This window comes from Desulfovibrio biadhensis, assembly GCF_055388615.1.
Genome location: NZ_AP042477.1, coordinates 4,025,514 through 4,038,291, shown reverse-complemented (window position 1 = coordinate 4,038,291; position 12,778 = coordinate 4,025,514). Strand labels below are relative to the sequence as shown.

The 12,778-nt window shown below is 53.2% G+C and carries 7 protein-coding genes; 3 read left to right on the top strand and 4 right to left on the bottom strand.

Features of this window, described 5'->3' with window-relative positions; genetic code table 11:
- Positions 1-9: 9 nt before the first annotated feature.
- On the bottom strand, positions 10-1,959 hold the full coding sequence (locus ACZ5EH_RS17450) for an NAD(+) synthase (RefSeq protein WP_464275157.1): 1,950 nt from the start codon (positions 1,957-1,959) through the stop codon (positions 10-12).
- Between the two features lie 320 nt (positions 1,960-2,279).
- Complete coding sequence (locus tag ACZ5EH_RS17445; RefSeq protein ID WP_464275156.1) at positions 2,280-4,634, bottom strand: mechanosensitive ion channel family protein; 2,355 nt, start codon at positions 4,632-4,634, stop codon at positions 2,280-2,282.
- 305 nt (positions 4,635-4,939) lie between these two features.
- On the opposite strand from ACZ5EH_RS17445, the gene ACZ5EH_RS17440 reads away from it, so the two are divergent.
- Complete coding sequence (locus tag ACZ5EH_RS17440; RefSeq protein WP_464275155.1) at positions 4,940-6,712, top strand: hypothetical protein; 1,773 nt, start codon at positions 4,940-4,942, stop codon at positions 6,710-6,712.
- Between the two features lie 376 nt (positions 6,713-7,088).
- Positions 7,089-8,030: a response regulator gene (locus tag ACZ5EH_RS17435; RefSeq protein ID WP_464275154.1), complete on the top strand. Its 942-nt coding sequence runs from the start codon at positions 7,089-7,091 to the stop codon at positions 8,028-8,030.
- Positions 8,031-8,041: 11 nt separating this feature from the next.
- Here the strand turns inward: ACZ5EH_RS17435 and ACZ5EH_RS17430 are convergent, their stop codons facing one another.
- The gene (locus ACZ5EH_RS17430; protein WP_464275153.1) at positions 8,042-9,283 is read right to left on the bottom strand and encodes a patatin-like phospholipase family protein; all 1,242 of its coding nucleotides are present in this window, start codon (positions 9,281-9,283) and stop codon (positions 8,042-8,044) included.
- A gap of 190 nt (positions 9,284-9,473) precedes the next feature.
- Between ACZ5EH_RS17430 and ACZ5EH_RS17425 the strand changes: the two genes are divergently transcribed.
- Entirely contained in the window at positions 9,474-11,159 is a 1,686-nt protein-coding gene (locus ACZ5EH_RS17425) for a gamma-glutamyltransferase family protein (protein ID WP_464275152.1), read from the top strand.
- Positions 11,160-11,245: 86 nt separating this feature from the next.
- Here ACZ5EH_RS17425 and ACZ5EH_RS17420 read toward each other — a convergent pair whose 3' ends face one another.
- Positions 11,246-12,703 (bottom strand): IS1182 family transposase, encoded by a 1,458-nt coding sequence (locus ACZ5EH_RS17420; RefSeq protein WP_464274772.1) that lies wholly within the window; start codon positions 12,701-12,703, stop codon positions 11,246-11,248.
- Between the last annotated feature and the right edge of the window lie 75 nt (positions 12,704-12,778).

The following is a 12,778-nucleotide window of genomic DNA, read 5'->3' as shown; positions in this document are numbered from 1 at the left end:
TATTTACGTTCACTCTTTTTCAAAATCCTGCAGCCATGCAGTCCACAGGGCATCACTGGGCATTCGCCAGTCACCACGGGGGGAAAGGGCCACGGTGCCGACCTTGGGTCCATCGGGCATGGCGGAACGTTTATATTGCTGGCCAAAAAAGCGTTTGATGAAAACCTGAAGCCAACGCTCTACAGCGGCGTTGTCAAACTGCCCCTTGAAGGCCTGTTGCGCCAGAAAGCGTATCTTTCTGGGAGCAAACCCCATGCGCACCAGGTGATAAAGAAAAAAATCATGCAGCAGATACGGGCCGATGGCGCATTCGGTCTCCTGCATACACCCCTCTTCGTCTCCCGGAAGCAACTCTGGTGAAATGGGTGTAGCAATGACATCTTCCAGCACTTCGGCAACCCGTCCCTGAAACATTTCCTCTGCGCACCAGCCAATGACATATTGCACCATGGTTTTAGGCACGCCTGCGTTCACATGATACATGGACATGTGGTCGCCATTGAAGGTGCACCAGCCCAAGGCAGCTTCGGACATATCTCCCGTACCAACAACAAAACCGCCCTCTTTGTTGGCAAGGTCCATGAGTATTTGGGTACGTTCCCGTGCCTGAGCGTTTTCAAAGGTCACATCCCGGCTATCCAGAGGGTGGGAAAGATCCCGCAAATGCCCTTCCACTGCGCTTGAAATGGAAACCTCAAGCAAATCCACACCTAGCCCGGCAGCCAAGTCGCAAGCATTGTTCTTGGTGCGTTTCGAGGTACCCGGTCCGGGCATGGTCACGCAGAGGATGCCGTCGCGTGGCAATTCCAGGCGGTCAAAGGCATGGCAACAGACAAGCAAAGCAAGAGTGGAATCAAGCCCTCCCGAAAGGCCCAACACAACGCGGTGAGACCCTGTGTGCAGCACCCGCCGCGCCAGTCCGACGGACTGTATGGCGAAAATTTCCTGGCAGTGTGCAGCACGCTGTGTCAGATCACCAGGCACAAAAGGGGTTGTGGTCAGGGGGCGTTCCAGTGGTAGCTTGCCCGTGCTTGGGGGCAACGTGAAGGATACGCTACGGAAACGCCCTTCCCTTGGCGCTTCGCTCCAGGAAGAATTGCGCTGGCGATCAAGTTCGAGACGCTGCAGGTCGACATCTGCAAATATCATATCCGTGGCAAAGGAAAAATTGCGACACGCAGCAAGAAGCTGCCCATTCTCCGCCACAAGCAGATGGCCAGAGTAGACAAGGTCTGTACTGGATTCCCCCGCCCCTGCCGAGGCATACGCATAGGCGGCAAAACACCGGGCTGATTGCTGCTGTACAAGATCGCGCCGGTATGCCATTTTGCCCAGGAGTTCATTACTTGCCGAGGGGTTTAAGAGTATGGAGCATCCTGCCAGAGCCAAAGCTCCACTCGGAGGGGTGACAGCCCAGAGGTCTTCGCAGATTTCGATTCCCACCTTGCACAACGGTTCATTCTCTGCTGCAAACACGATGTCCACGCCAAAAGGGATATCCTCACCACCCAGGGAAATGGAGCCAGAGGTCTGCTGTCTGCCAGAAGTGAACCAGCGCTGCTCGTAGAACTCGCCGGTACAAGGCAGGTAGGTTTTGGGCACAATGCCGCAAATGCGCCCCCCTTGTATGAAGGCAGCGCAGTTGAACAGGCGTCCTTCCAGCGCCAGAGGCACACCCACTACATACGCCAGAGGCAATGCTGCCGTCCGTTTCGCCAATTCAAGCAACGTTTCCCGGGCGGCATGCTGCAAAGCGGCCTGATAGAAAAGATCCTGAACCGTATAGCCTGTTATCGCCAGTTCTGGCAGCACCGCTATACGTGCGCCCGCCGCGGCAGCGTCTTCCAGAGCCGCCACCAACAAGTCGCAATTCTCAGAAGGAGCGGCCAGCCGCAATTCAGGGGCAATACAGGCGATGCGGACGTAACCGAAAGACGGATCTAAAGCCGCAGACGGCATGTAATATCTCCTTCACCCCAGGATTGAGCACTGTTCCAGGTCGTCTTGATCCAGAACATGCAGTCTCAGTCCGGAGGTGCCTGTTTCAAACACTGGTTAATGCGAGGGCAATCTCAATTCTATACTGAGACAATCCCTACGGAGCACGTCCAAAAAGAGCCTTCGCTTCCGGAGGCAACAAACAATGGACACATGCCAAATGCCCTCGGAAGCTCATTACACAGGCGCTGCCATATACAAACAGCTTCAATCTGTTTGCTATCAGTGACGCCCAGGCGTTGTACAGCGTCAAAGGACGCTTCAGCGTATGTTCTCTCTTCTTAACCTTTGTGCTTATTTTTTTCTGCTTCCTCGCGTTCCAACTGCTCTTGAACGCCTTCCGCCGCGGCCGCACTGACCTGTTGCAGTGTGTCATGGTCATTGTGCATGCCCTCGGGCAACACCACGGAGACCTTACGGTGAGCAAACTGAATTCCCGCCTCATCAAAATAGCGCCGCAGCTTGCCCCATATCCATTTACGGAGGGTGAACTGTCCGCCCGGCTTGGTGGTCATCTTGATGCGCATGCGCATGCCGTAATCCTCAATATCCTTGACGCCCTGCGATTTAACATCGCCCAACATAAGATCGGCGAGTTCAGGAACTTCCTTGAGCTCCTTGTTGATGCGCTTAACGATCTTTTTCACTGCCTGAATGTCAGTATCAAATGGCACCAGATATTCGAGTTTCATGATCGCCCAGTCGCGGGTCAGGTTGTTGACCAGCTTTATGGAACCATATGGCACGGTGTACAGCGACCCCCGGTGGTGGCGTAATTTCAAGGAGCGTACGGAAATCCCTTCCACCGTTCCTCTGGCATCGCCTAAGTCGATGTAATCTCCAATGCGAAAGGCATCGTCCATAAGGAAAAAGACACCTGAAATGATGTCCTTGACCAATGTCTGGGAACCGAACCCCAAAGCAAGACCAACGACACCGGCGCCGGCAAGAAGAGGGCTGGTATCCACCCCGAGGGAGGTAAGCACGATAAGCGAGACGACCACGATGAGCGAGACGAAGATAAAACGCTTGAGGAGTTCGAGCAGGGTCTTGAGCCTGTCCCCGCCGGCGCCGCCAGGCTCGCCATGGGCAACGCCTTCAGGCTGCTGGGAGCGCAGTTTGCGCTCGATGGACGCCTTGGCAAAAGCCCAGAAAAAATAGGCCAAAATCAACGTGACCAGAATGCTGAAAGCTCCTCGCACCATATTATCGGCCAGGGGCAGATCAATCTTCCAGATTGCGGCAAGGATGATGACAAAGGAAACAAAAAGTAAGAACCCGAATACCTTGCTTAAAAAACGCCGGAAACGAGCCACGGGGCAATCCAGAATCAAAAGACTGCCGTTCTCATCCATCGCATAGTCGTTGGCAGGATCAGACGGCTCGGTCCCCGGCTTCAAAAGCGCCCCACTGGCCATGCTGCCAGCGTGAATGACCACTTTATCCATGGTCCAGGTCAGCAGCAGATAAAGTGGCAAGGCCAGCATTGTCAGCAGGCCAGGAAGCATGGAAACCTTGCCGGAAGCCACAACATGGGCCACCCATACCAACCAGAAAAAAATGACATAAAACACGGTGATGATATGCCAGGAGCCTGCAAGCTGAAACCGGATAGTGCCTCGCGGAAAGGCCTGACGCAATGAGGCTGCAACATCTCCGGCTTTCCAGAGCACCATGAGGATGACGGTGATGGAAACAACGAAACCCGTAGCCGCCAGAGTCAGCAGGTAGGCGGCTTCTGTGCCGCCGGTAAGCTGCAGCAGACCACAGAGAGTAAGCCCAATGCCCGCCTCAACCGCGAGGACCTGACATACGTGGTAAAATTGCCTGGCGGCTGCGTCACTAAGAGGGAAAAGTCGCAGGTTCTCCACCCGTGGGGCAAAAAACAGCCTGGCGATCAGCAGCAGCAGTTCCAGTATGATTACAATGATCAGCCAGTAGAAGAGGACCGCCTTGACCCCGGTGTGGCTGTTGAAAAGCGCAAGGTACACTGCCACGGTAACCACGGCCACCAAAGCCAGCAGCATAACCTCCACAACGGCCTTGAACGCTATGCGCACCAGTTTGAATAATGGCCCAGAGACCTGAGAGGTCTTGGTGAGTCTCTCTCGCAATCCTTTGGTTTTCCAATAAAGAAGTTGCTTCAGGCCTATCCAGATGGCGAAAAGGGTAATAAAGCCCAGAATAAGAGACGGGACCGGCAGGGGGCCTTTTTCATCGAGCATGCCCTGCAACCTTTGCGGCAACAAATCTGAAGCCTTGGCAACACCGGAAAAAACAAAAACCAGACGATTGCGTAAAAACAAAATCCGCTCGCGTACATGATCGAATCTGTCCACCAACGTCGGTGAAGCGGGAGACGGATCAAGCTGTGCGGCTTCTTTACGCAGAGACTCAATAAGGAGGCGGCGTACCTGCTCGTCGCTCATGGAGGCCAGCAGCGCGTCCATTTTATGAGGGCCGGCTTTAACAAGCGTATCAACCGTTGGTTCTTCAGCCTTTCCCGAAGAGGAGCTGGAAGAGTTGAGCGCCTTGGATTCCTTGGCCATTAAAGCCTGCTGCGGCGTAGCGGCAGAAACAAACGTCGCGGCCATCAGCATAGCCATGGCCAACACCAGAGAAGCGATCCTCCTCATGGTTCCTCCTGGTTCATGTGAATAATACGAAAGGTTAACGGAGCATACCCAACCATCTTTTTGCTCTTTCATTGATTTCAGGTCAACAGTCTTTCCCATACGCATTTGCCACCTTTGCTGGGCGCCATTTTTCTCTGGCAAACGGAGCGGAAAGTTTTTACCTTTCTGCCCCCGTGGCTCGTTTGCTTATAATTTTACAAAATCAGTCTTCCATCTGGCGGCATCGACGTAACAAAATGGTATACATTCTGCTGTCTGCTTACTATCACACCGACAGTACCATCAATTTTGGAGACGAAATATAAATGCCTTTTTCCCAGCCCCCCCATACGCCTTCGCCCTGCTCTTCTATTCTACACGACCGCCCTTTGCTTTTGGCCTCGCTCGCCCCTTTCTTTCTCATAAGTCTGTGTGTGGCGCTTTTTGGCGTAGATGTATTGTTCTGGGACGAATGGATGATCTGGAGCCACCTTCTTGAAAGAATGCAAGAAGGACATGTCAGCCTTTCCGCTCTGGTTGCGCAGCAAAACGAACAACGCAACCTGGCGGCGCGTATTTTCGGGCTATTGTTCATGCCTTTTTTCTCGCTAAACCGCTTTTATGAATACGCGGTGATGCTGCTGATGACGCTCGCCAGCTTTTTGCTCCTGGCGAAAATGTGGCAACGGACCTGCGCTGCAGAATCATTGGAAAAATGGCGCTGGCTTCCCGTGCCCATCAGCCTTTTGCTCTTCTCCACCCTGCAATGGCAACTTTTTACTTTTGGCATCAATACGTCCATTTCGCTTACCATTCTCGCGATGATCGCTGGTGCGGCGTTGATTCAGCCGGGCCGGCTTGAATTCTGGCGGGTGGCGGCGCTGATCGCTGTTGGCTGGGCAGGTTCCTTCAATTTTGCCAATGCGCTGTTTTACTGGCTTTGCATGCCCCCGTTGATGCTTCTGACAAAGGAAAACAAACGCACAAAAATCCTTGCGACGGGCATCTTTGTGATTGCTGGCGTGGCTGCCTGGATTGCCTATTTTCATGGATACGTTAAACCGGCGCACCATCCATCGCTTTTTTTCGCCTTTAGCAAACCCTTCTCCTTCATAGGCTTTATTTTCGCGTACCTGGGAGCTCCCCTGGTTTCCGATAACAACCTGCTCCCTTTATCCGTACTCATGGGGTTTGGGGCAGTGTTTTTCATGCTCCTGCTGCTTTGGAAGCTGTGGCGTGGAGCGCGGGAACAGTTGCTCCCCCTTGCCCCCTGGTTGAGCCTGGCCCTGTTCGCGCTCATGAGTGATGGAGCAACCGCGGTCGGTCGCGCCGGCTTTGGGGTGCACCAGGCTTTGCAAAGCCGCTACATCACGTTTGCTAATCTTTTCTGGGTTGCACTGCTCGTTGTCTGGGCCGTGGCGAAAAAGAGACTGCCCCAGGACAACAAACTGCAGCTCTGGTCCAAGAGGTTCATGTCTCTGAGCCTGTGTGTTTTCATTCTCGGATCGATACTGTCCATCATTGTTCTGTACAATCGCGCCCCCCGTCTGGAAGCAGGGCGAGACTCACTTTTTTCTCTGACAGAAAACGCCCCTTTGGAAGGAATTTTCCCCGACCCCAACTATCTGCGCAAAGAATTGCCCCTGTTCTTTGACGCCCGCGAAACCGTTTTCCGTGACATTAAACGCCTGAAAGACTATGCCCCTGCCCCCCCTGAGATGGGAACGGCGGGGCGCGTTTCCTCTGTGAGGATACTGGAACCTGACCAGAAAGAAGACGCCACGGCTTTGCCAAGCGGCATCCTGCTTAAAGGGCAGGCGTCCCCCGTCAGTTCTGATGGCGCCATGCCTGGATATGTGCTCTTTGTAAGCGAAGGAAAAATAATTTTCGCGACCAAACCCTCCCCGAAGGATGGCAGCTTCGAGGCTTTCATTCCGGCGGGCTGGTTCAATAAGCGTAATATAACCATCATGCCCCTGGCTGTTCTTGAAGACGGCAAGACAGCCGTTTTCATGGACATGCCGAACAACGGCGCTATAGAACTGCCCGAGCCCTGGTATCCGCCATTTGTGGTGGATCACTATTTTTATGCCGAATAAAAATTAGGGTATGACTATCTGTTCCCCCCGGGAACAGGCAGTGCGATATCAATCACTTTTGCAAAGAATCATAAACCTTTAAGCTGTAAGAAGTAATGCATGTGCTTTCTGTGCCGGATTTCTCTATAAAATCAGACTATTTTAGTATATTTCCTGTCCTAACACCTTGAATTACCGCATTCCGGACATATTTATATGTCATGCCTTTCGCTACCAGCACAGAAGGACTATGGTCAAAAATGAAAACCAGTATTGATGAAATACCACGTATAAACAGTGACCGCCCAGGCAACTCTACCCCGGCAAGGAGCTTTGACTTCAGGATCAAAAAGATAATCCGTGACGACAATAAGCTCCGCAAGAAAAGGGGGCGCGCATGAACAATACTGATGCAACCAAAAAAACTTTTGATTTGGCAAAGCAGCTACACGAGGTGGCTCATGAGCTTCTCACGAAGTCTCACGACTGCCCCCCGAACATCATAGATGGGCTTGGGATGATTGAATCCATGGCCAAAAAACTGGTTGCGCAATTGGATGTCAGTTGTCATGCGCCCCTTGCGATGTCGTGCAGCCGCGCCCTTGTTGTGGAAGATACGGAAGTGAATCAGATAGTGGCCCAACGTTTCCTGAAAAAGCTGGGGTGCCAGGAAGTGGATATTGCCCCTGGCGGGGGGCAGGCTTTGGAGTTGCTGGCCAAGAGCCCTTACGATTTTGTGCTGATGGATTTGGAGATGCCAGGTATGGACGGCTACGAAACCGTTCGCAGACTGCGCTCCGGCGAGGCGGGTGACAAGGCATCCACAACTCCCGTCATAGCACTCACCGGCCATGCAACAGACACAACCAGAACGTACTGTATTGAAGGTGGTATGAATGGCTTTCTTACCAAGCCTCTTGCTTTGGAAGCCTTGCGTGCCTCCCTTGAAGAGGCCATGGGCCTGGCAAATGGAGAACCGAGCAAGCTGACCGGTGAATCTTGTGAATCAGGGTACCCTCTACTGGACCAGGCAGCAGCGCTTTTGAAAATTGAGGGTGATGAAGAAATTTACCAAGACCTTTTGGCCGCCTTCATGCTTGAACACCCAACCACCATGGAAGAAGCGCGCGCCGCATTTGCTCGCAACGACTACACTGCCATCCGCGATGTGGCGCACAAAATGAAAAACCTCTACAAGGCAATCGGCGCCATGTCATGCGGGGCGCTCAGCAGTTGTCTGGAGTCTGCCGCCAAGATCAAGGACATGGGCGAAGCCCGCAAGACCTTTGCCGACCTGGAAGAAGAAGCTGAGCGGCTCATGCCCATGTTGCAAGGCTGAGCCGCCCCGCCTTAATTGACTCTGTACCCGGGAGGCGTATCCAGCCACGGGTCTTTGGAAAGTATGGCCTTGCGCCCCATGTTGAATAAAACGCGCATGGCAACAGGATCAAACTCTTCCTTGCGTTCAGGGTAATTCTTGGTGGGAATGCTCATCAACCTGAAATTTATACCGTCCCGCTGCGTATACAAGTAGGTCTTGAATAGCGCATCCATTGCCTGAGAGCGTATCAACGACGAAATGGAGGTCGCCGCTATATCTTTGAGCAAAGGCGGCACGACCTTCCATGTCGGAGAAAGCCTGTTGTTCACAATGATATACATGTCTCTGTTGATCAATTTACCATGACCTTTATCCAGGGACTTGATAGGCTTGGGCCTTATAAAAGACTCGTAGGACACATATTGTGACACGGCTCCACCATCCACATGCATTTCGTCAAAGTCCTGCTGCCCCCCTTCAATGGAAATATATGTCGGCGGAAAAAATACCGGTATGGAAGCCGAAGCTCGCATGACTCTGCGGAACAATTCCAGGGCATTCGGGTGACCGCTGGACGCAATGGCGCCCATGTCCCAGACGACGCTGCGTTTGGCGTCCAGATTTGTGGTGGCGATGATAAGATTGCGCCCTTTTTCATATTCACGGGCAACCGCCTCCAGAACTTTTTCGTCAACACAGGAATCTACGGTTCTGGCTAGAGGCGTCGTATCTGCCAAAGAATCTCCGCCAATAATATCAAAAATGCTGCGGATGCTGAAAATTTGCTTTGACGTGATGGTCGTGTACATTTTTTGTATGACACCGTCATACTCCGATCCCAAAAAAGCAAACGGAGCGATGAGCGCTCCTGTGCTGACACCTGAGACCATTTGGAATTCAGGCCGGTCTCCCCTTTCCGTCCAGCCGCACAGCACACCGGCGCTGAAGGCGCCGTCCGCCCCACCGCCAGAAAGGATAAGGTAGGACATGTCCATGGGGCGCTCGAGCTTCCCATCAGCAAGCATTTCCTTTAACTTTTTATCCCTGATCGCAGTGACGGTATCCACTCTTTTCTGGAACAAGGGACTGTATTCATCACCCCAGGCTCGCACATTGGAAATGCCCATGGGCTTTCCCCAATTACTCCGGGATTCAGGCGCAGGATGCCTGCTCACAATCATGCCGCAACCACTGATGAGAAACGACAACGTCAGCAGCAGGGCAATTACGATTATTCCAGAACGCACACCACCTTTCGAACTTCTGAACATAAATTTCCCCTCGCTATATCAACATGTTGCCCGCACTTCACAATCGCACTGCAAACGCTTTTTCAGCCAGTATAAAAGCACTCAGAATTTGTCTCCTTTTTACAACAAATTGTCTGCACCTTGACAAGCCAAATAGTTGCGTGAATTTATGGGATTTTCGTCAAATGCATAAAAACGTTTCGAGGCCCCCATGTCAGAAATCCCGGCATTCAGCTTTTCCTCCAGGCGCTCACCTGTTTTCAGTTCACACGGCATGGCTGCGGCCAGCCAGCCCCTAGCCGTGGCAGCAGGTCTGAAAATACTATCCGCTGGGGGCAATGCCGCGGACGCTGCGGTTGCAATGGCAGCCACCCTGGCAGTCACGGAACCCTGCTCTACCGGGCTGGGAGGTGACGCTTTTGTCCTCCATTATGATGCAACAACACGCTCCGTTACCGGGCTCAACGGTTCGGGACGCGCCCCTGCAGCCCTGAGCTTGGAGCTGCTCCAGAAGAAAAATCTGCAGCATATCCCTGCTTCAAGTGCCCTGGCTGTTACTGTGCCAGGTGCATGCGGCGCATGGTGCGACCTTTTGCAGCTTCACGGCAGCATGCCGTTGGTAAAGGTTCTTACGCCCGCCATAGGCCTGGCATATGACGGATTCACCCCTGGGCCTGTAACGGCGAATCTTTGGCAACAAGAAGCGGATAAATTGCGAAACACCCCCCATGGTGCGGAATTGTTGCTGCCCAATGGAAAAGCGCCGGGACCAAAAGACCGAATGTTCAATGCCAACCTTGCACATGTTCTGGAGCATATAGCGAAGGGCGGTAAAAACGCCTTTTATGCAGGCTGGCCGGCAGAACGTATATCTCGAGCCGTTCAAGCTGCGGGCGGCGTCCTCACAGAAGCGGACCTGGCCGCCCACGGTTCTTTGGTTGCAGATACCCCCTCCCCTGTCAGTACGGTTTTTTGCGGAAAACGCATCTTTGAATGCGCCCCAAACGGCCAAGGACTGGCGGCCCTGATTGCCTGCAATGTCCTCACTGTTTTACGCGCCCGCGGGCACTACCAGGGCGCTCCTCTTTCATGTGAACGCGTACATGCCGGGATTGAAGCTTTGCGGTTGGGCTTTGCCACTGCGCGCAGTTGGGTTGCCGATCCGGAACACACCAGGCTCCCTCTCGATACCTTGTTGTCCCTGGAGCATGCCGAAAAACTGGCCGCCCTTTTTTCTCCCAAACAAGCCATGCCCCAAGGCTTTGGAGCGCCCTTGCCGTCCTCTGACACAGTGTACTTTTGTGTAGTGGATGCAGACGGCAACGCCTGTTCCATGGTCAACAGCAACTACATGGGCTTTGGCACAGGAATCGTCCCGCAAGGGTGCGGCTTCTCTCTACAAAACAGAGGGCACAATTTCATCTCACGCCCTGGCCATCCGAACTCCTTGGAGCCGGGAAAACGCCCCTACCATACCATCATCCCGGCCATGGCGCTTTACGAAGCCCCCGACGGGGAAGAACACGCCATGCTTTACGCCCCCTTTGGCGTTATGGGCGGCTTCATGCAGCCACAAGGGCATGTACAGGTCCTGGAACACCTTCTGGTACACGGCATGGACCCGCAGGCAGCATTGGATAAGCCCCGTTTCTGCATAACAGGTGATTTGCAAGGACAAACCGCCCCTGAATCGGAACTTGTCATTGCATTGGAAGAAGGCATGCCCACACATCTAGCCGCTGCACTCCAAGCTCTCGGACACAACACATCCTGGGTTACAGGGCACGATCGCGCTCTATTCGGCAGAGGGCAAATTATTCGCAAAGACCCGGCAACACAAATACTGTGCGCAGGAAGCGACGGTCGTGCCGATGGTTGCGCCATGGGAATGGTCTAAAAAAAAGGCCCCGTAAAGGGGCCTCAGCTCATTGACAAACCCCGCTTTTTGCAAAGTGGGGTTTGTTTTTATGAACCGATTTCTTTTCAGGCCGCTGCCAGCTGGGATGTTGGCTCGATCGGCCCCAATCGAACGAGACAGAGAGACTGAGGAAGAAAGTACAGGCATTTGGGCTGCAAATATTTGTATGACAGCTCCAAAGGGGCCAGCAGCAAGGCCATTTTCTTCATGTTTTGACATGTGGCGGAAAGCAGGCTTTGAACCTGGACCTTAGCCAGGCCGCAGAACCGAGCATAGCGATGCCCGTGCAGTTGTTTGGCGTCGGCAAAGCTGCGCTCTACGGTCTCTTTCCGGCGAGCATAGATTCTTTTTCCGAATTCCGTGAGCCGGTGCGCATCCACCGTATCCACGTATTCCCGCCACACATGGCGTGTCACTGTTTTCTTGCAATTCCGGTTTGTTGTGCACTCTTTCAGTAACGGACAGCGGCGGCAAACCTTTGGTAACGAGTCATAGAGACGATATCCTTCGCGGTTGGTGGTGGAGTAGTGAAGCTCCTGGCCTTCGGGGCAAAGATAGCAGTCCTTGTCCGGCAGGTATTCAAAGGCGCGTTTGGGGAGCATCCCTTTGCGACGAGTGGGACGACGATAGCCAATGACACCATAAATATGCTTTTCTTCCAGCGTCTTGCAAATGTGTGAGGTGAAATATCCTGCATCGAGGCCGACGTGCTTCACAGCAAAGCCGAAGCGGTTGATTTGTCGGTCCAGCCGATCGAGATAGGGCATGCTGTCATGCACCGAGGCCGGAGTTACGTAACTGTCGGTGATAATGTTGTGTCGGCTGTCCACAGTGCGATGATCCAAGTAAAAGAAGCCCTTAGGCTTGCCCTCGCGTACCATGTACCCGCTGTCCGGATCGGTTGTGCTCTGCTTGATCCGCTTGGACCCCGCTTCGCGGTTGTCCTGCTTCAGCGGTTTCTTTCCATGCCTGCGCCTGTCTTCCTCCACGGCGTCTTCAAGTTCGCCCAAGTATGACTTCGTGCTTTGGGCAACGAGCTTTTCCGTAAATTTATGCTTGTTGGCGTTGGCTTTCAGGTGGGTGGAATCGGTGTAAAGCGTGTGTCCGCCGACAAGCCTCTTTTTCATGGCCTGGAACACTATACCGTCAAAAATGTCCTGGGCAACGCTGGTGTCGTTAAATCTGCGCCGCCGGTTTTGGCTGATGGTGCTGGCATCGGGCACTTTGTCCTGCAATCCCAGGCCAAGGAACCAGCGATAGGCAACATTGACCTGGATTTCCTTGACAAGCTGACGCTCGCTGCGGATGCCAAACAGATAGCCGATGAATAGCATTTTGAAGAGCACCACCGGTTCAATGGCCGGACGGCCATTGCCCTCGCAATACAAATCCTTGGTGAGCTCATGAATAAAGGAGAAATCAATAACCTTGGCAATTTTGCGAAGCAGATGATTCATGGGGACAAGTTCGTTGATCGAAACAAACTCCATTTTCACCTGCTGATTTTTGGGCGGCTTTAGCATGAAGATAGTATAAGAAAACCCTCGCCGATTGGCGAGGATTTGTCAGCATTCTGAGGCCCCGTAAAGGGGCCTCTT

Bases quoted from the DNA above. Each gene is read 5' to 3' on its own strand.
- ACZ5EH_RS17440 (WP_464275155.1), top strand. From the start codon at position 4,940: ATGCCTTTTTCCCAGCCCCCCCATACGCCTTCGCCCTGCTCTTCTATT.
- ACZ5EH_RS17445 (WP_464275156.1), bottom strand. From the start codon at position 4,634: ATGAGGAGGATCGCTTCTCTGGTGTTGGCCATGGCTATGCTGATGGCC.
- ACZ5EH_RS17435 (WP_464275154.1), top strand. From the start codon at position 7,089: ATGAACAATACTGATGCAACCAAAAAAACTTTTGATTTGGCAAAGCAG.
- ACZ5EH_RS17420 (WP_464274772.1), bottom strand. From the start codon at position 12,703: ATGCTAAAGCCGCCCAAAAATCAGCAGGTGAAAATGGAGTTTGTTTCG.
- ACZ5EH_RS17430 (WP_464275153.1), bottom strand. From the start codon at position 9,283: ATGTTCAGAAGTTCGAAAGGTGGTGTGCGTTCTGGAATAATCGTAATT.
- ACZ5EH_RS17425 (WP_464275152.1), top strand. From the start codon at position 9,474: ATGTCAGAAATCCCGGCATTCAGCTTTTCCTCCAGGCGCTCACCTGTT.
- ACZ5EH_RS17450 (WP_464275157.1), bottom strand. From the start codon at position 1,959: ATGCCGTCTGCGGCTTTAGATCCGTCTTTCGGTTACGTCCGCATCGCC.